This window comes from Nostoc sp. (assembly GCF_036917655.1).
Taxonomy (GTDB): Bacteria; Cyanobacteriota; Cyanobacteriia; order Cyanobacteriales; family Nostocaceae; genus Nostoc.
Genome location: NZ_JBALCY010000053.1, coordinates 15108 through 35809, shown reverse-complemented (window position 1 = coordinate 35809; position 20702 = coordinate 15108). Strand labels below are relative to the sequence as shown.

Annotated in this window: 11 protein-coding genes and 1 pseudogene; 4 read left to right on the top strand and 8 right to left on the bottom strand. The window is 43.3% G+C overall.

Translation table 11 applies throughout. The features are described 5' to 3' along the window. Window positions 1-43: 43 nt before the first annotated feature. Window positions 44-2113, top strand: coding sequence for a CHAT domain-containing protein (locus V7K30_RS18335; RefSeq protein ID WP_335001613.1), 2070 nt, complete (start codon window positions 44-46; stop codon window positions 2111-2113). Window positions 2114-2403: 290 nt separating this feature from the next. Continuing rightward, window positions 2404-2544, top strand: a complete 141-nt coding sequence (locus tag V7K30_RS18330; RefSeq protein WP_335001611.1) for a hypothetical protein — start codon at window positions 2404-2406, stop codon at window positions 2542-2544. 57 nt (window positions 2545-2601) lie between these two features. On the opposite strand, the gene V7K30_RS18325 is transcribed toward V7K30_RS18330, so the two are convergent. Beyond that, on the bottom strand, window positions 2602-2946 hold the full coding sequence (locus V7K30_RS18325; protein WP_335001609.1) for a DUF1815 family protein: 345 nt from the start codon (window positions 2944-2946) through the stop codon (window positions 2602-2604). 990 nt (window positions 2947-3936) lie between these two features. On the opposite strand from V7K30_RS18325, the gene V7K30_RS18320 reads away from it, so the two are divergent. Further along, window positions 3937-6369, top strand: a complete 2433-nt coding sequence (locus V7K30_RS18320; protein ID WP_335001607.1) for an arylsulfatase — start codon at window positions 3937-3939, stop codon at window positions 6367-6369. Between the two features lie 100 nt (window positions 6370-6469). On the opposite strand, the gene V7K30_RS18315 is transcribed toward V7K30_RS18320, so the two are convergent. From V7K30_RS18315 to V7K30_RS18295, 5 genes are all read right to left on the bottom strand, one after another. Next, a complete protein-coding gene (locus V7K30_RS18315; RefSeq protein WP_335001605.1) occupies window positions 6470-12268 on the bottom strand; it encodes a hybrid sensor histidine kinase/response regulator in 5799 nt (1932 codons plus the stop codon). Between the two features lie 182 nt (window positions 12269-12450). Continuing rightward, a complete protein-coding gene (locus V7K30_RS18310; protein WP_335001603.1) occupies window positions 12451-15396 on the bottom strand; it encodes a methyl-accepting chemotaxis protein in 2946 nt (981 codons plus the stop codon). Window positions 15397-15410: 14 nt separating this feature from the next. Next, a complete protein-coding gene (locus V7K30_RS18305) occupies window positions 15411-15941 on the bottom strand; it encodes a chemotaxis protein CheW (protein WP_335001601.1) in 531 nt (176 codons plus the stop codon). 13 nt (window positions 15942-15954) lie between these two features. Then, complete coding sequence (locus V7K30_RS18300) at window positions 15955-16320, bottom strand: response regulator transcription factor (protein WP_069073698.1); 366 nt, start codon at window positions 16318-16320, stop codon at window positions 15955-15957. 334 nt (window positions 16321-16654) lie between these two features. Beyond that, a complete protein-coding gene (locus V7K30_RS18295; RefSeq protein ID WP_335001599.1) occupies window positions 16655-17833 on the bottom strand; it encodes a response regulator in 1179 nt (392 codons plus the stop codon). A gap of 390 nt (window positions 17834-18223) precedes the next feature. Between V7K30_RS18295 and hmpF the strand changes: the two genes are divergently transcribed. Then, a complete protein-coding gene (hmpF, locus tag V7K30_RS18290; protein WP_335001597.1) occupies window positions 18224-19987 on the top strand; it encodes a pilus motility taxis protein HmpF in 1764 nt (587 codons plus the stop codon). A gap of 129 nt (window positions 19988-20116) precedes the next feature. On the opposite strand, the gene V7K30_RS18285 is transcribed toward hmpF, so the two are convergent. Beyond that, entirely contained in the window at window positions 20117-20518 is a 402-nt protein-coding gene (locus tag V7K30_RS18285) for a helix-turn-helix domain-containing protein (RefSeq protein ID WP_335001595.1), read from the bottom strand. Then, window positions 20502-20612 (bottom strand): annotated as a pseudogene (locus V7K30_RS18280) (type II toxin-antitoxin system HigB family toxin); the annotation flags it as partial. The pseudogene V7K30_RS18280 and the gene V7K30_RS18285, both read right to left, overlap by 17 nt. Between the last annotated feature and the right edge of the window lie 90 nt (window positions 20613-20702).

Sequence of the window (20702 nt, the reverse complement as noted above, 5' to 3'; positions counted from 1 at the left end):
TTGATTTAATATTTACACTTCCGAGTATAGGGAGTGTTTTGTTATGCAGCCTAATCTTCGGTATGTGAATGTTGTTACTTTGACTCTACTTAGTTTACTAGGTTTTGGGATGGCTTACCCAGAAAATAACCAGGTAAGCACAAATGCAAAATTTAGGTACGACTCGGGAGAAAAAGCTCAAGCTTTACCCAAGAATAATCAGCTCTCAGAAATTGAAAGGCTCAACGAAGAAGCTATCAAAGAATCTCGGCAAAGTCAATCACAAGAAGCGTTGCAGAGATTGGAGAAAGCATTAGCCATCAGCCAAGAACTTGGAGAGCGCTCTTGGGAAGCGGTAACATTCAACAATATCGGCAGAATCTACCAAAGTCAAAGGAAGTATCCTGAAGCACTTCAATCCTATCAGCAAGCCCTATTAATTAATAAAGAACTTGGGGATCTCGTTCGACTTGGCAAAACCTACAGTAACATAGGTTACTTATTTGATATCCAAAACCAACCAGAGTTAGCAATTTTTTTCTATAAGCATTGTTTGATTAATCGTGAGAAAGCTCGCTTGAATCCATCAGCGCTGAGTGCGCCACAACCAGAGGCTTACACCATAACTGTTAGCCAGACATATCGCCTTTTGGGTGAACGATTACTCAAACAGGAACGTGTTGCCGAAGCACAAAGAACAATGGATTTACTCAAAGTTGAAGAACTAGAGGAATATCTTCAGACTGTGCCAGGTAATCAACGGACTGCTAAGGGTATTAATATAGCGGCTACAGAAAAACCAATTAAACAAAAGTTAGAGCAAACCCTGGATAGTGCTGTTGTGCTGGGTAAAGAACTGACAACACTACGGAAAATTTCCCCCAAAGAGCGATCGCTCGAACAGAAACAACGGATCGAGCAATTAGTGCTAAATCAACAGCAACTTCTAGATAAATTTAACGAATTTATCAATAGTCCTTCAGTGAAAGCACAGGTAGAGCAAATTAGCCGGACAGCTAGGCGGCAAAATTTGGATTTGGAGAGTCTCAACGAACTTCGGGGTAATTTGGCGCGATTACCTCAAAAATCGGCACTACTCTATCCACTGATTTTAAAAGATAGTTTGGAATTGGTATTGGTCACTCCTGAATCCCCACCAATTCATCGTACCGTTGCTGTAAAACGCGAAACCCTCTATCAGACAATTGGTGCTTTCCGCCAAGCTTTAATCAATCCCAGTCGAAATATCAAAGCACCTGCACGCCAATTGTATGACTGGCTAATTAAACCGATAGAAAAAGACCTGAAGCTATCAGGTACACAAACTCTGATTTACGCTCCAGATGACCAGTTACGCTACATTCCTTTAACTGCTTTATATGATGGGAAACAATGGCTAGTGCAGCGCTTCAATGTGAATCACATTACATCTGCCAGCCTGATTAACTTAAACACCCCAAAACAATCTACTTTGCGGGTTTTAGCCGGTGCCTTTACTAAAGGTAATTATCAAATCAAAGTTGGTAATCGGCAGGTTGCTTTCGTTGGTTTGCCCTTTGCAACGCGGGAAGTGGAAAACTTAGCCGCTACGGTTCCTGAAACTACGAAGCTTTTAGACGATGCCTTTAGCCCCAAAGTCGCTGTACCCCAAATGGATGATTATACAATTGTCCATTTAGCGACTCATGCAGCCTTTGTGGTGGGTAAACCAGAAGATTCGTTTATTTTATTCGGGAATGGCGATCGCGTTAACTTTAGAGATGTCGCCACTTGGTCACTCCCCCATGTAGATTTGGTAGTGTTGAGCGCCTGTGAAACCGGCTTGGGAGGCAAGTTGGGTAACGGTGAGGAAATTTTGGGCTTTGGCTATCAGATGCAGCAAACCGGCGCAAGAGCTGCGATCGCCTCGTTGTGGTCTGTGGATGATGGTGGTACACAAGCACTCATGAGTGCTTTTTATGGTATCCTCTCCACTGATAATTTAACTAAAACTGAAGCTTTACGACAAGCTCAAATCTCATTAATTACTGGAGACTGGAAGGGAAAAAGTCACAATGTACCCGTTACAGCAGTTAGTGACTTTAGTCACCCATACTATTGGGCACCTTTTATTTTGATTGGTAATGGAGAATAGGAGTAAAAATTCATAACTAGGGAAAACACACAGTCAAGCAGATATAATGATAGTAATCTACTACCCAAATTCACCAGCTAACTTTAGTAACGCGCAACATCCGCGATTTCGATAGCTGCGATATTCCATTACTGAATCCTTTTACATAGCCCTAACGAAAACTGCGTTAGCGTTGGCGTAGCCTCTCGTAGAGAAGCTTAACGTTGGCGTAGCGTCTCGTAGAGAAGTTTTCGCGTTTTGATGAAATTTTGGGCAAAGAGGAGCGCCCAACGACCCAACCTCTGACTTGGGTGTGTTTTAACATCTTCCAGCTAAAGGCTCAAAATCCGGCTAGTGAGATTTTGGCAGATACAAAAAAGTGGGCGATGGGCCAGCCACGAGCCAATCACTTAATGGTAACGGAGAATAGGTTAAGAGCGATCGCCAACTAAGCCACCATTACCAGTTACCGATAATCAATTTCTAATTTGCGATCGACCTTTGGAACCTTAATACTTCTTGGCAAGAGTTTTAGAGCCTGTATCGGTTTGCGTAGATTGCTTGACAAGATTAGCCAGTTCGTCTAATTGGCTAATTGCCTCCGCACCCTCTAACTTCATTAATTCGCGGTCATCCCGCATTTCCGTCCAAGTAATCCCGTAATCGGACACTAAAAACCGAATCAGATGGTTATCACCCAAGCTAACCATAAACGATGCACTATTCATTTGGTCGCCACAGGTGTAACAGGAAGCAAGATACCCGCGCCGCTCTAGTACAATCGCCAAGGCTTGCAGGTTCATTACCAAGTCTTGGACGAATTGTCGATGTTGATGTGCTAGTCTCAGAAACACTTTTGTCCTCCAGACACCACAGTTGAGTCTCTTTTATATTTTCTTTAGATTTTCTCATCCATTGGTATTGTAAACTATTCATTACAATTACCAGAGAGATGATATTGAGTCATCTAATTGACTACCTTGTTTAGGGTAGTGGATCAGGCTTTTGAGCGCCGTATCAAACTATTCAGTTTGCAAATTCAAAATCTCGGACAGAATTGCTAAATTTAACTATATCTTTATACAGTTCTGTCAGGGTAGATTCTTAGAGGAAGCGATCCGCTTTAAGAGTAACTTAAATCTACCACTAGTCAACTACAGAAAAGCTACATATTGCGTTTTTATAGGCGGTGTATAGCCAAATTCACTGCTATTAGAGCTCAGAACGTAGTTTTGCATCGTTATAGTATCTTTTGCTTAGATGTTTGATCTGTTCTCTTGCTAACGTAGATTTTGGTATAGACAAATGATTAGGGATACCAAATTCCTTCCTCCTGTATATATAAAGTTGAGCAGATGACAGTGCAAATTTTAGACTCAGTACTAAAGGTAGGCTTGCTGTAGTTTTATATACACAATTTACATAATTAATAGACAGTACCCTTACAGAAGAATAAATCGGGTATGGGTTTTGGCTTAAATTAATACTACGATAATCCGGTAGACATATAGTATAATACTCGCATTTGTTTGTACTATAAACCTTCTGTTAAGGGGAAGATACTACCATTAGAAAAACCTGATCAGGACTTACGCAAAAAAGAAGTAGCGGTAATTCATGAATTACCGCTACGAAAAATCAGGTTTTTGAGACAATTTTGCGTAAGTCCTACTGATGTATTGCTTGCATTGGATACAGCAGGAAAAGTAATTCCACCACACATTCCCGAAGTAAACAATCTGGGTGTGGTTACGCAATTGATCAGCAGGAATATGAGTGCATTTTTGATCCAGCATAAGTGATGTGCTGGCTTAAGTACTATTGCTTGTAAGGAGGCAGGTCTGTTGAACAGAAAACGAAATTCATCATTCATTCAAAAAGTCAAGCAAAAACTTGTTTCACCAACTGCTTGGTTAACACTGGTTGTGTTTAGCATCTTGCTGGTTACTGGCACAACTATCGCCAGCAGTTTAGCCCAGAACTCTACTCAGGGAGCAGGTGATACAAGTACGCAAGCTTATGCTGGATTTAAAGGCAAAATCGGCAGAACCTTGGCAGAATCAACGCCTTGGTGGACTCCACAGCCACCATCGGTTTTAGTCAAAAAATCTCTGGCTTCATCTGGCACCACCGCAGCACCAAAAGGGGCCCCCAACATTGTTGTTTTCCTAATTGACGATCTGGGGTTTTCGGATTTAGGCCCCTACGGTTCAGAAATCAGGACACCGAATATTGATAAATTGGCAGCTAACGGACTGCGGTTTAGCAACTTCACAACGCATCAGCTTTGTTCTCCCACAAGAGCATCTTTATTGACGGGATTAAATGCCCACTCTGCGGGTGTCGGTTGGGTTGCTGAGGCAAACCCTGGTTTTCCCGGTTATGCGGGTGAAATTCAAAGCAATGTCGTGACTCTGGCAGAAATTTTACGTAGCAACGGCTATTCTACGCTGCTGACAGGTAAGTGGCATTTGACTCAAACTTACGATCGCACCGCCACCGCTTCATTAAATTCTTGGCCGTTACAACGGGGATTTGAACATTTCTTTGGCTTTTTAGATGGATTGGAACATCCCCAGACACCCCATATTCTCTACGAAGACAATACGCCGATTTCAGTCGATCGCTATCCTGAGAATTTCCTCACCACTGACTACTGGACAGAAAAAGCGATCGCATTGCTCAAACAAGCAAAAACTAAGTCAAAAGACAAGCCATTTTTCTTGTATTTTGCCAACAATGCTGTTCATTCACCGTTTAATATTCATCCAGCAGACCTTGCCAAATACAAAGGCAAGTATGATGTCGGCTGGGACGTGCTACGCCAACAACGGTATCAGAAGCAACTTGCATCAAAGCTAATTCCTGCCGACACTCAACTACCACCCCCAAATCCAGGCGTTAAAGCTTGGAATACACTATCGGCTGAGGATAAAAAGCTATTTGCTCGTTACCAGGAAGCCTATGCAGCCTTCGTTGATAACCTGGATCAAAACTTTGGCAAACTCTATGAGTATCTAGAATCCACAGGACAACTCAACAACACAATTATTATTGTTGCTTCTGATAATGGGGGTTCTGGAGAAGGCGGGGCAAATGGTACGACGAATGTAGCCCGACATTACTCCGGTTTACCAGACGATAAAGCCCTAGATATCAGTCGGTTCGAGTTGATTGGTAGTCCTCAGACTGCGCCTCACTATCCTATTGGCTGGGCAACCGTTTCCAATACACCCCTGAAGCTGTACAAGTTCTTTACCCTTGGGGGCGGTAGACGGAATCCATTGATTGTTTCCTATCCCGCAAAAATCAAAGATTTGGGTGCTACCCGGACACAATTTACGCACATCACAGACATTACACCTACCCTCCTGGAATTGACAGGCATCAAGCATCCTGACAGGTTTAATGGCAAACCCACGAAACCTCTCGAAGGTATCAGCTTTGCCTATCTGTTTAATGATGCCAACGCGCCGGAACAAAGAACTGAACAATACTATGAGAATTCAGGCAATCGAGGGTATTACAAAGATGGTTGGTATGCTGTCACCGATCATCAGACTGGGAAACCATTAAGTGATTCCGAGTGGCAGTTGTACAACCTGAACAAAGATTACTCCGAAAGCAACAATTTGGCCAACCAGTATCCAGAGAAAGTCAAAAAACTGGCAGCAGCCTTTGATGCAGCAGCATTCAAGTATCAAGTTTATCCCCTGTTAGAATCCCCGCAACATGGAGGGGTGCCGCCTTATATTAAGGAGAAAGTGAAACCAAAGACATTCCATGCAGGTGAGTTGGTATTAGAACCAGACATTTTGCCCTTGGTGAGCGATCGCGATTATACCATCCAGGTGAAGGCTCAGTATAAAGCAAGCGATCGCGGGGTGATTCTGGCGCACGGTGGACAGGAAGTTGGTTATATCTTCTATATTGACAATGGCAAGCTGTTCTACGAACACAATAACTATGGTCAGTCAATTAAGTTTCCCGCAGTCCAGCTACAGCCAGGTCAACTTAACATCGATTTGAATTACGATGCACTGGGCAAGCGCCAGGGGTCTGGAACACTCTTTGTCAACGGGCAGCAAGTCGCGGCGGGTAAGCTGGGGCTAACGTTTGGTGGCTTTCCCTATGAAGGATTAGACATCGGTAAAGATGCCCGGAGTCCCGTGTCATGGGATCTCTACAAAAAATATGGGGTCTTTACATACACTGGTGCGATCGAGCAAGTCAAATACGTACCGGGTTCACCCGCACCTGATGCCAAACAGGAGTAGGGCGAAAAGCTAACTTCGCACGGGTTTGATTGGGAAACTAATCATGTTTTGTGGACTGCATGAACCAAGAATTCCACCCCTTCAAGGGGTGGGAATGTCACTAAACATTACTCGTACTGCTAACAAGTAGTTTTTCCCCTTTCAACATCCGCGCCGCAGCTTCAAGTAGAGCTTCTTCGAGATAGGGCTTGGTAAAGTAGCCACTAGCACCGAGTTGAGCTGCAATTTGTCTGTGCTTGTCTGCACCCCGCGAGGTGAGCATAGCGATCGGTAGGTGGTTGAGGTTAGGGTCTTTCTGGATGCGAGAGAGTAACTCCAGACCATCGCAGCGGGGCATTTCGATGTCGCAAAATACAATATCACAAGGCAGACCGGAGCGGAGTTTATCCCAAGCTTCCTGGCCATCACGCGCCTGTTCTACGCGATAACCTGCTTTGTTAAATGTCAGGGATAGCAATTCTCGGACTGTAATTGAGTCATCGACGATCAGCACTGTTGGATCAATCTTCGCAGGAGAGGTGTCTTGGGGAGTACCTTTCTGTTGCCAAGAATTGCCACCAATTTCTGTAGAAATCCGTCCTTGGAAGATGTCAATTATTTCCAGCACGTCAGCAATAGGCATAATTCGACCATCACCAAGGACTGTAGCACCAGCGACACCAATGGGTTTAGGCGCTGGCCCTTCAAATTGCTTAATTACAATTTCTTGTTCGCTTAACACCAGATCAATCTGTAGAGCAATCAGGGTATTTGCCGATCGCACCACGACTACAGAAACCATATCATCATCTCTGGTGCCACCATAGACATTACCCCGACTGATTTGGCGATTGAAGGTTAAAAGTTCCTTCAGGGGTCGGAATGGCAGCACCGTATCGCGCCAGGAAATAAATGATTGGCCATTGGCATCGTGCTGAATATTTTTCAATGGTATATCCAGCGTATCTTCTACACCGTCCATCGGGAAGGCAATCCTGGCTCGATCAGAGACGCAGCAGAGAGCTTTACAAATACTCAGAGTCAGTGGCAGACGAATAGTGAAGGTGGTTCCCTTACCGAGTGCAGAATCGGTGGTCACTGTCCCCCGAATTTCGCTAATCTCGGAGCGCACTACGTCCATACCTACACCACGACCAGAAATTTCATCTGCTTGGTCTTTCATCGTAAAACCAGACTGGAACAGCAGATCGTAGACTTCCAGGCGAGACATGGCTTTTGCCTGCGCTTGTGTAATCATGCCAATCTTCATTGCCTTAGTCTTAACCTTTGCTGAATCGATGCCTGCACCATCATCGCCTACAGAAATGATCGTTTGGTTGCCTTGGTGGAAGGCACGGATAGTAATGATTCCCACGGGTGGTTTACCAGCAGCTTGTCGTTCTTCTGGCGTTTCAATACCGTGAGCGATCGCATTATTCAGCATATGAGTTAACGGATCGGTCAGATGATCCAAAATCATCTTGTCAATTAAGGTATCGCCACCTTCGATCACCAACTCCACTTGTTTGCCACACTTGATGGCGTTGTCGCGCACTCCTCGCCGCCAGCGATCGATAGTTTGGGCAAAATGCACCATTCGCGCTCTTGTTAATCCCTCTTGTAACTGGGTGGTTACTTGGCGGAACTGCCTTGCTACTCGTTCGGTTTCTTCGGTCACAAAATCAATGTCACTTGCCGACTCACGCACTCGCACAATGCGCTCAATCATCTGCTGGGAGAGTGTATGGAAGGGAGTAAAGCGATCCATTTCTAGCTCGCTAAAACCTCTATCAGCATTGAAATCAGGGGCTTGGAAGCCGGAGTCTTTCTTTTTGCGTCCAGCTAACAGAGAGGCTTCCAGTAGCGATCGCTCGTACAACTCTTGCATTCTTGCGCCCACATCCGAGAGCTGTTGTACCTGAATCAGCAAGTTATCTAATGACTGCCGCAGCCGTTCATGATCCTGCTCTAAGGTATTGCGATTTACCACCAACTCCCCAACTAAATTACTCATATCGTCCAGTTGCTTTACTGGAACCTTCATCGTTTCTTCAAATCTTGCAGATCGACGAGTAGAGGGGCGAAGATTGTTACTAGTGTTTGATTTTACTAAAGGTGAATGGGATATTGTTTGATCTGCTTCTGCCAGCAACTTCTCCAAGTCACCAAATTCATCTATGCCTGGTGATGGAATGGCATTTTTAGCCAAGACTGGTTGAGTGTTGAGGGGCTGGCGTTGGCGTAGCCCGTCGTAGACATCGCTGTCGTTATCTGTACCTAGCAATTCTTCCAGGGCTGCAAAATCTACTTCTGGTATTGAGGTAGCTTTGGGGATGGGTACTACTTCCTCTCCTAATAATGCTGCCAAGTCGGCAAATTCATCTTCTGGAGCAACTTCTTCAATGGTTTCTGTGGTTGCCAATTCTTCTGTTGAGGCAACAATAGCATTTTTTTCTTCTGACACTGGTGCAGTTTCAGATATTTCTCCTAGATCCCATAAATCAGTTTCTACATCTTCCTGAATAACCGTTTGTGTAAAGTCATTGACAGCTTGTGAGTCAATCGTTGCCGCATTTTCTCCTAATTCTTCCTGTTTTCCTGCTTCTAGCAGAGCAGTTTCTGTAAACAATAAATCATTTGCAAAACCCAGTTCTGTACTTTCAAAATCCGTATTTTCTGTGAACTCAAAGGCAGTTTCTAAGTTATTGTTATCCTCAGTATCTAAAACTTCTGGGCTTGTCTGGGCTGAATCTGAAGTTTCACCAAAATTGATATCTAAAGAAGCTTCTGTAGCCGATATATCCACAGTATTATCTGTGGTTTCCATCTGAATATAGGTGGAGTCATGTGTAGCTACATCTTCAAATAGCAGTTGCAGATTTTCATCGAAAGAGCCGAACAAATCATCTGGCTGTGCTTGGGCTGAATCTGAAGTTTCACCAAAATTGATATCTAAAGAAGTTTCTGTAGCCGATCCATCCACAGTATTATCTGTGGTTTCCATCTGAATATAGGTGGAGTCATGTGTAGCTACATCTTCAAACAGCAGTTGCAGATTTTCATCGAAAGAGCCGAACAAATCATCTGGCTGTGCTTGGGCTGAATCTGAAGTTTCACCAAAATTGATATCTAAAGAAGCTTCTGTAGCCGATCCATCCACAGTATTATCTGTGGTTTCCATCTGAATATAGGTGGAGTTATGTGTAGCTACATCTTCAAATAGTAGTTGCGGATTTTCATCGAAAGAGCCGAATGAATCAAGTCCCAGATCAACAGCAGATATCTCTGGGGGCTGATTGGTAAATTCTGGAACAAAATCTAAAGCTTCTGGTTGTTGCGATCGCGTCAGAATTTCTGACTCTGGATGCTGCGCGAACAACGGCGTTTCCGGCGTAGAGGGCTGGATGCGATCGCTGATTGCCGGGGAAATAGTTGAGTTACTCGGTGCTAACTCATCAAATAAATCATCTCCAGAATCTGATGAGAATATCAAATCTAGCTGCTCTTGGTGCTGGAAATTGAGATCAAAATCTTCTTCTATGTCAAAACTGGCTATAGGAGAAGGTATAGGCTGCTGACTGTCGGCAAAAATATCATCAGTCGTAGCAAACAAACTCTCCTCTAACGCCCTTTCCACATTCTGCTCAATTAAGGAATCGAATTCGTCCTGTTCCTCTGTGGTTTCCTGGTTCCAGAAGTTGCTCAGATCATTTTCTGATTGAGAAAATTCAGGTGCCGTTGCTGGAGATGTATCAAATAAATCACCGATTTCTGGTTCACTTGTAGGCAGTAGTGTCTGTTCTTCCATTTCTACAAACAGGCTGTCCAAAGACAAGCCTGTTTGCTGGGGTAATTCTATGTAGTCACTAGGAGTAATTTCTTCTACCCAATTTGCATTTCTAGTTTCTAAGAATAAGTTATCAAAACTGTTTTGTTGGTTGATAGATAGTTCCACACTGGCGATCGCTTCAGTTTCTGGTTGAGTCACTTCGCCTGTAGGCAATAGTTCACCATCATCATCTAGTGCCGGTGTCAATAAATCTTCAACCACATCCTTTTTGTCAACACTATTTTGGACAATTTCACTAGGAGGCTGGTTTGGATCACTAGGAATATCAGTAAATTCTTGTAAATTCTCTGTAGTAGAAGAGTCTAAATTTATATTAAGTGCGTTAATATCGCTCAACTCTAGAGTCGGAGCAGATGTTTGTTGATTTTGTGGTTCTGAATTCTCCTTTTCTAGGAAGTTTTCGCCAAATAACAGGGATAAATCTTCTGTCGTGGCTGTGGTTCTTGGGTGCTGCTCTTTGCTTATCTCTTCATCAAAGGAGAGTAAATCGGATAAATCGCTATGAACATCCTCAGCGTCAGTGCTGCTGAAATCAATTCCAAAGTCATCGGTGGCAACAATATCTAAGGTTTCTTCTCGATGCCAGCTTTCATCTAGTTCGGGACTTTCACCTTCAAATAAATCGGCAAGCGTATTTAACTCAGCTATTCCTACCTCTGGGCCATTGGGGTCAAGATTGCTACTGATTGGATGTGCTTCCTCATGTGCAGTGAAAGCAAGACTAGTGTGAGTTGCAGCGTTTAGTAGTGTCCCTTTTGACTGAAGATAGGAGCGATCGCCCTTGACGTTGGCGTAGCGAGACGCTTGTGGACTCGAAGAGGCTGCGCTATCGCTAATATCCTCGTCTAAATTCAGTTCCTCAGTTGCCTCGGCTAGGTCAGTTATGACTAACGGCTCGGTGTTACCAGATAAAATTGGCTCTGAGACAGTTAATGATTCTGTCAAAGCCGCAGACTGTTTATCAAACAAATCAGGAGTAGTTTCTAATAACTCAATTTCTGCAAAGCTCAAAAGTGCTTCTAGTTGCTGACTAATTGCAATTTCGGCTTCCCTACCTTGCAGGACTAATTCTTGAGCTTGCTTGATTTCGGTAATGACAATTTTAGCTAAAGTTAGATAAGTATTTTCGGGATTGCCGATCGCACTGGCTGCTGCTTGACACAAACCACACCACTTGGACAACTTCCAAGTCTCACCAAGTTTGACTAACTGGTAACAGCATTGCTGAAGGTTTTGTCGAGTTGAGGGTGTTGTTGTTTGCTTAAACAGTTGCAACATTTCCCGTAGTCTTTGCAGCACTTGGGCTTGGAACTCGCCCCAATCATGATTTTCTTTAGCAGTGACTGGCGATAGCCCAGCCTTAACTCTACCAGAGGCTGCGCCAATACCAGAGGCTGCGCCAACGAGTCCGTGTTCGTCTGGCTGCGCCAACGTCAAGGGCGATAGCGCAGCGTTAGCGAGTCCTCGAGCGTCTCGCACCTCCTGCGGTGCTACCGAGAAAGATATTTCTGGAGATTCGTGATGGATGTCTTCTGCCAAACTGGGAATATCTCGCCGCAGGAAAAGTTCTGTAAGTGTGGAGACATTCTCTACAGAGGTTGTGTGTAGTTCTGTTGCGTCAGGACTGCTGGCTACTCCATTTTTTCCTTGTTCTACAAGTAGTTCCAGATGCTGATACAGCCATTGAAAGACTGGCTCAGTTTCTGACATTAAAGTATTAGCTGCATCTTCAGAAAGACCAAATGGCCCACTCAAATGCTCTAACAGCGATTTTAGGGTATCAGATACACCAAGAAATAAAGACTCCAACTTTTGGTCAATCTTAACCGGATTATCTTTGAGAATTTTGAAACAATCTTCCAGACGGTGGGAGGTATGCTGGATGCTAGTCAATCCAAGCATCGCCGCTCCTCCTTTGATGGAGTGAGCCGCCCGGAAGACTTCACTGATCATTTCCGGGTCGTTCAGGGTACCCTCTAAATTCAGCAACCCCTGTTCAATGGTGTTCAGGTGATCCCTGGCTTCTTCGATAAAGTAACCCAAAATCCGCTGTTGTTGTTCCGGCAGCATAGCAAAAGTTATGAGTTATGAGTTATGAGTTATGAATTATGAGTTATGAATTATGAGTTATGAGTTGTGATTTTTATTTCTAACTCCTCACTCCTAACTCCTAACTTTTTTCCAAGTTATGAGTTGTGAAATGTGGGTTGTGATTTTTATTTCTAACTCCTCACTCCTAACTCCTAACTTTGTTACCTGGTTTCCATAGTTTCCACTCGGAAACGTTCAACGGAGGCTATCAAGTCACCGGATACACCTACTAAGTGTTGTAGGGCACCTGAGACTCGCTGTGCTTCCTGGGAAGTTTCTTGGGCGGTGAGTTCTACTGATTGCATTACATGAGCGACGGCGCGGGAGGTTTCAGTTTGTTCCACAGTGTCGCTGGTAATCGAGCGCACAAGAATATCGATGCGATTCGCTACCTGAATAATGTTTTCGAGCGATCGCTTGGCTTCTTCTGCCAATTTTGTCCCTTTAATTACTTGTTGTGTGCCTTCTTCCATCGCGGTCATCACCGAGCCTGTTTCGCTTTGGATTTGCATCACAATTTGTTCAATTTCCTTCAGGGATTTAGCAGATTTATCTGCTAGCTGGCGCACTTCATCTGCGACGATCGCAAACCCGCGTCCAGCTTCTCCCGCCCTTGCCGCCTCAATACTAGCATTCAGTGCTAGCAAGTTTGTTCTGGAAGCAATTTGGGAAATCAACGCCACAATTTTAGAAATTTCTTGGGAAGATTCTGCCAACCGCTTCACTTTTCGAGTGGTTTCGGCAACGGTTTCCCGAATTTCTAAAATCCCCGCCACAGTATTTTCTACTGCTTCTCCACCTTTGAGAGCGATCGTACTAGCATCACGGGCGACGGTTTCAGCTTCCCGCGCCGCCTCTGCTACCCGCTGAATCGAGTCGGTCATTACCTGTACAGAATTCAGCGTTACTGCCAACTCTTCTGCTTGGCGCAAAGCATCACCAGATAAGGCTCTAGCAAAGGTTTCGGAGTTGGTTGCACCTTTTGTCACATCCTTCGCTGCCACTTTTACCTGTTGGACGATATCCCGCAGGTTTTGAATTGTCAGGTTAAAGGCGTCAGCTACGGCTCCCAGTACGTCTGCTGTCACTTCAGCTTGGACTGTTAAATCTCCTCTAGCAGCTCCTTCCACATCATCCAACAGGCGAATTACCTGACGTTGCAGGTTTTCTTTAGCTTCCTCTTGTTCATCGGCTTTCCGTTGGGCTTCACTTGTCGTCGTGAAAATTACCCGCGCCATTTCATTAAAGCCAGTGGATAAATGCCCCAATTCATCTTCGGAAAACACAGTGGCTTGAGCATTCAAATTTCCTTGGCGTACAGCCTCAAACTGAGTTTGGAGATCATTAGTTGTGCGCCGAATTTGTTTGAGTGCAAGATTCCCCATGAAGCCTGCGGTAGCAAAACCTGCAATCCCAGATGCGAGTGACATTGCCCAACCTGTGTTTCGGACTGATTCTCGTTGTTGGGCTGGAGAAAATGTGGTGGCGACAAAGCTAACTGTGGCTACAACCAGCGCCGAGACAATGCCCACACTTCCAGCAATTAACCATTGTTTCCTTTCTATGGAGGCATTCTCTAATGGTGCTAACCATCCTTGCTCGATGCTGACATTGGGTTCTAGTTTCGAGACATCTGTTTGGCTAAAGACTGGAACTGCTTCATGGGAACCAGTCATCGTGAATAGTTCCTCTTCGCGATCGTTAGCAGCTGCATTATTTAAAAAAGCCTCCGCGCTTTGAGGGCGGCCACTGTTACTAGTTTCTGATGGAGCAGAATGCATTGCTAGATCACCGAAGTTAGAATCTCCTTCCATCAGGTCAAACCCTGGAATGTTGCCTAAATCGTCAAATTCCTCAAAGTCATCTAAAAACTCGATATTGCTCTTAGAATTTTCTCCATTTAGTATATTGTTTGAGTCTTCATAAGAGCTTAACCCCTCTGAGCCAAAGGCAGACTCAAATGCTTCTATATCAAAATTTTCATCGTCCTCAAAGCTATTTTTATCGATAACTTTACCTGATTTAAACTGCTTTTCTTCCAGAGGTAGATTGCTTCTAAAAGATGAAGAATCATCAGATAAATCAGGCACAAAAGCTGATTCTGTTCCCACATCTCTTGGTTTCAACCAATTATGTGCTTCGGTTTCAGCCAATTCATACTGACTGCTGTATTCCAAGTTATTTGTCGTTGACGAACCATTTCTCAGTTCTTCTTCAACAATGAGTAAAGTTTCGTCTCCAAAACTAGATTTTTTATATTCTAAATTCCCAAGACTCAGTTCTGGAGACTTTGCTTCACTCAACAAATCAGGGAAGTTATTCTCACTATTACCAGTTTTGGAATTAGCAGATGAAGAGTTATTATTGTCAATAGCTGAATTCCCGTGATCAGAATTTATCCCATTATCTGAGAAATGACTATTTACTAATGATTCTTCTAGACTATTTTCTGGCATATCTTCCTGCCAAAAAGCAGGCAACTCTAATTCTGTTTTATCCTCCCAGTTGCTATTTGGCTCTTGTTCCTGTGATTCTTCATTCAATGCAAAAGGGTCGTCACCAAAAGCTGTAGAAGAATCTGATATTTTTCCTGTTCCAATACTATCTTCTGTGGGGATGTCAAATGGACTTTTTGAAGATGGTTCTTCAATGCCATTCACAGTTTCTTGATGCTCGCCAAAAAAGTTCAAATCAAGGTTTTTGCTGTCAAACTCCTCACTAGCCCCCAAATCTTCTAATTCTTGTTCGCTATATGCCAGTGCATCAGATATCTCTGGGGAATTTATTTGCTCTTGACTACCTGATGTATCAATCTCCCCACTGAATGACTGTAAATATTGATTGATATTCTCAATTCCATTATTGGCAAAACCAATAATTTCTTGATCGTTAGTCAAGCCTAATACCTGTTGATATTCTTCTTTTGCTACATCGTACTGCTGTAAAACATAGTAGATGTGACCCCTTAACAAATGGGAGTTGGGGTCATTTGGTAAATTTTGCACCACTTGGTCAACTAAAGTGGCGGCAACCTCATAATTTCTTTGAACATAGGCGGTCATCGCCTGTTGATATGTTGGCTCGTAATTATCAATACTTGCTGCCATTTCCTCCTCCAATTTCATCCTGCCCACCGCGCACTCCGTAAAATTGCTATTTGATCGAGCAGTCGTAGACACTGATTATTTTTAGCACGTAATAACCACTCTCCACGTAAAAAGGGAGCCATAGTATCTGGAACATTACTTGGTGGCATGAGATTTTGGACATCCAGCCAATCCATACCACCGATTTCCTCTACTGCTAAACCCACCATTGTGTCTTGCTCTTCAATGGCAATCACCGGAATTTCAGCTCTATCCGTGTTTAATGCACTTGCTTCCCCAAGAAATTGACCCAAATCAGCCACCCAAATAACTCGACCTCGTAAATTTAGAGTACCCAAAAGTAAAGGAGAAGCATTAGGAATCGGGGTGATTCTATCAGGACTTAGTTCAATTACCTCCCGGATGCCAGTTGCTTGTAGTGCAAACTCCTGATGCGAGGGAATGTAAAACCTCAAATGTAACTCACCTTCAGGACTTTCTACTTGTAATTCAGGTCGGAAATGGTCTTGACCACTGCCACTTAAAAAGTCCGGTTTGCTGACCATATTGCTTTTATCCTTATCCTCGCAGCAGTTGTTTGACTGTTCCCACCAACTCGGTTGGTTGAAACGGTTTGGCTATATAGGCGTCTGCACCCTGCTTCATGCCCCAATAGCGATCAAATTCTTCGCCTTTGGAAGAACACATAACCACAGGGACATTTTGGGTTTTTGGATCAGATTTTAACCGCCGACAAACTTCGTAGCCGTTCATCCGGGGCATGACAATATCCAATACCACTAAATCGGGAGGTGCTATTTGAATTGCCTCCAATGCTTCTAATCCGTCACTGGCATGGGTAACAGTTAGGCCAGTTGCTTTTAGGAGGTCTGTAATCATCTCCCTTTGCGCGATACTGTCTTCCACAATCAGAACTGTACTCATAAGTGTCTATCTACCTCCTGATGTAGACGTTCCTATTTGGAACATTCCCCGATTCCTCCGCAAGTATTAACTGTATAAATTAATTCTAGTTTTTGACTATTTTCCTGGATATTGAGGTTTCACTGAGTTGGCTGACTCTGTGATAACATCTTTTACGTGATCTTTTAGTAGATCAACAAATCTTGGATCTTTTTATGTGCCCCATGCCCTATGCCTCCCCAATTTTGGATTTGCGTTAGCGAGTCATCCAGCGTCTTTTAGATTTTAGATGTTCAATCCAAAATCCAAAATCCAAAATCCAAAATCTAAAATTCTTCTGCCCCATGCCCAATTTTCATTGGTTGTTGATATATTTCTCCACGAGCATGAGTAACTCAGTGTCTGTAAATGGTTTTGTTAAATAATCTGTTGCCCCGACCATGCTAGCTTTGACTCGATCAATAAATCCATCTTTACCAGTAAGCATGATAATCGGTATGAGCCGAAATGCTGTTGAATGTCGCAGCATGGCGCAAACCTCGTACCCCTCCAATTCCGGCATGGCAATGTCGCATAAAATTAAATCCGGTTTGAGCTGAAAAATTAGACTCAATGCCTCTAAAGGATTGGTGAGAGCGATCGCTTCATAACCTTGTGGTTGTAAGATGGAATTTATAGTCTCACCGATGGCGATCGCATCGTCAAGACATACTATCCGCCCCCGATGTTTTCCCTTCAATTCCCAGCTATCCGTTTGGGTATCTGGTTTAGTTGTGACTGAATATACTAGTTGTAGCCAACTCTGTTGCACATATGGATATATTGCCTTAGCGACTGTCAAAATGTCTCGGTTGAGATAGCGAGCCAGCTGACGCAAGGATGTTTTACCATCAGCCCAATGTCGTAGCTTATTCACGGTTGCTTCTGGTAGCGAGGATTGTAGCTGAACCTTGTCAGATAGCACTGGCAATTGTTCTGGAGACTGAATGTGTGGATACAGTTGCTTCCACTCTTGCACCTGCTTCGTAATTTTTGTAACAAAAGGCGCAATCTCGAAAGTGTTTAATTGCGGGGCAAGTGCTGCACCCTGATGGAAAATGAAGTTACCTTGGTGTAAGCTCAACAGGTCAAAGAGGGTTTCATGCACCAAGCCGTGAATGATACTAGCAGCTATCTTGGGGTTAATGATATTCCGCTCCAAGAGTGCCCAAAGATAGGCATACTCTAGCGCGTCGGTTGATGGTAGGGAGGCAATTTGTTTGTCGGTGAGTCGCATCTCAACTCGGTAATGACGTAAATAATCGCTAATTCTGGATAAACTACTCTCGCCTTCTTGGCAATAGATGATTTGACCATTCAGGAAAAAGACAAACCAAGACTGTTGTTTGGGGCGATAAATGCTTGCTCCCTCTCCACCCAGTTTGTTGTTATGGTGAGAGCTAGTAGCTCTTACCCATAGTTGCCCAGTTCGCTGTCCCAACTCAATCAATTGCAGGATACTGCAAATATCAATTTCATTTAAATTTCCCTGCATTTATCTAAAAAGTACTCCTTAAGTATTGCTGAATTCTGAATTGTGAATTCTAAATTCTGACTTCTTCTTTAAGTATTGATTATGGAGTATTGGAAACATTATCACCCTGTTTTTTGTTGTAATGCGAGAATACATTAAACTATAAACCTTCATCTTTCGTAATACACTTCGACAAAGCTAGTGTTAACACGGAAGTCATCATCACTGTCATCAGTACAAAATATAAAGGCGCGATCAAGTCGCTTTTATAAGTATCAAAGCGTAATCTCGCGTCTATAGTTTTGTCTGTCTTGTTTTCCTAAACTTCGGTTCAGTGAGACAAGTTAACAGAATTATTTAAGGTATATCCCAAAACACGAACTTTAAGTGCATCAATAAAGGACTAACGGTGTGCTGTATTTAGCAGAAGTACAAAAACAGAAAGGTGGTTTACTCGGTGGCGGTGCTAAAACCGAACTGAAACTGCTAGCTTGTCAGCGAACTGACCAGAATTGGAGTACTGTGTCGGAAGAAGTGATTGCCGCTGAAGACGCAAACAAATTAAATGATGGTGCTTTAGTACTGGCTGAACTGAATCCGAATCGTCAAGTGCAGCGGATTCAAGAAGCAGGGCGTCCACTAGTCAACATTTTGCAGAATTTTTCCCGCCAATTGGAGAAATTTAAGCTCAAGGAAGATGAGATTGATCAGTGGAAGCAGTCGCTGACGTTTCAGGCGCAAGAGTTAAATCGCCGTGAAATGGACATGGAAGTCCGATCAGAACAGTTGCAACAAATGGAGGATGAGTCACAACAACTAGAGGAGCAAAAACAGGAAGTTGACACCTCGCGCCAGGAAATTGAACGCTTACAAACAGAAGTTGATCGCAACCGCCAGGAATTGGAAGGCGCTTGGGAGCATTTGCGGGGTGAGCAGCGTCGCCTAGAAGAACGTCAAGCGGATTTTCAACAAGGGACGGTTTTGGATGAGGAGCAAAGTCGGGTGATGAGTGAGTTACTCGATCGCTTGTCTAGTCGTGCTGCTCCCACGGAAACAGTCAGAGAACAGCTGCATCTGGCCTTTGAATTGCTCGAAAAGCAGCAAGCTACTTTAACCCCACACTCGCAAAAACTCCAGGAGCAAAAAACTGCGATCGCTCAACAGCAAGAAGAGGTAGAGCGCTTATCACAAACATTGAGCGATCGCCAAAACGCATGTCTTGAAGCACAAAATTCTCTAGCCCAGCACACAGCCCAATTGCAGGTGAATACAGCAGACCTTACCAGCAAGCAAGAGTATGCTCGGATAATCAAAGAGCAGTTACGAAACCAAGAAGAGTTATATCAACAGGTTCAGTCTTTGGCTGCAACATCTGGTAATGTAGTTCTCGGACAGGAAGTTGATGTGCAAGCTTTGGAGAAAAAGCCTTTAGAAGAACTACAAAAAATAGTGCAAGACTTGCAATATAAGTTGGAAATAGACGCTAGCTTTGTTCACGATCAAGAACAAGAACTGAAATATAAACAAGAAACTATAGAAGAACTGCAAACTAAAATAAATCACGCATCTGACCATGACCACATCAATTTTGAATTGGAACTAACGGATGAAAAAGACCTCTATGAGATGCTAAACTCCAGTTTAGTGGGACAACGCCGCAATATGCTACAGCATCAGAAGTTTCTCAAGCAACACCAAGTTGTACTGCTACGGCGGCAAGGACATACTGTTACTGATGAAGAAGAAGGTAACAACAAAATTAATTTAGAACCGATTCTGTTACAAATTGAAACCCAGCGACAAGAATATTCACAGGAAATCCAAAAGCTGGAACATGAGATTGGGCAGATCCGTGCTGGTATTGAGCTAAATCAGGGAATGATTGACAATCAAACTCACGATTTGGATGGAAAACGCCAAGAACTCAAAGCGCTTGAGGAAAACTTGCTGTCCCTGAGAACAGCGATCGCCGAGTATTGGGGTCGGGTGAATCTTTATCAAGAAGCACTACAACCAATTCAGGATTCTCTAGATGGATTACGGCAAAATCTGCAAGGAATTGGAGAATCTTTGAATCAATTCCAGGAAACTGGTGATTATCAACTCCAAGCGATCGCTCAGTTGCGTCATACTCTCCAAAGTTTAATGCCTCAGCCAGAATTACAAGCCTCTTAATAAGTTTTGGGGCTTTGGTGAGACAAGGGGCTTAAGCCCCTTGTTCTATGCAACCTCACAGATAATCAGTAGACTGAATATTTGAGAAAAAATAGTTAGGCTTCAGCTCTAACTTATTTTTTTGAGTTATTATTCCATAAATAAACTAGATTCTACATGAAAAAACTCTCCAAGCTTACGCGCTTGTTCTGTATTTATCTTCTCTTGTCCATTTAAAATATTATCAACCAAATCTTCTGTCCCTAAAACCGCTACTAAATCATCTCTACTTCTCTGAGATTCCTCTAAAATAAATAACAACATACATACAGGATTATTCTGCTGGTTTGACTGATAATATTCTTGTTCAAACTTTTCAATTAAAGTAATTAATAACTGATAAAGTTCGTCTTCTTCTGGGGTGCGTTCCCGGTGCATTAAATCTTCCACTATCCCTAAAGCTTGCTCATTCTCAGCTTCACTTTTTATCAGCTTGGGAAGATAAGCTGTTAATAATTCCCTGTATTTATCTGGATTAAAAGTAAGGGTCATCTTTCCAGTTTTCCTTATCGTATTCCGCATGGGTGAGGATATACTTAATATAAATTAACTGTACTTCATAATCTATACTAACAATTAAGCGATATAGCGGTTCTCAGTTGAGTGAGGTATAAGAACCCCACCCCCAACCCCCTCCCCGCTCTTCGAGAGGGGGCTATGATGTACCTCATTTGAT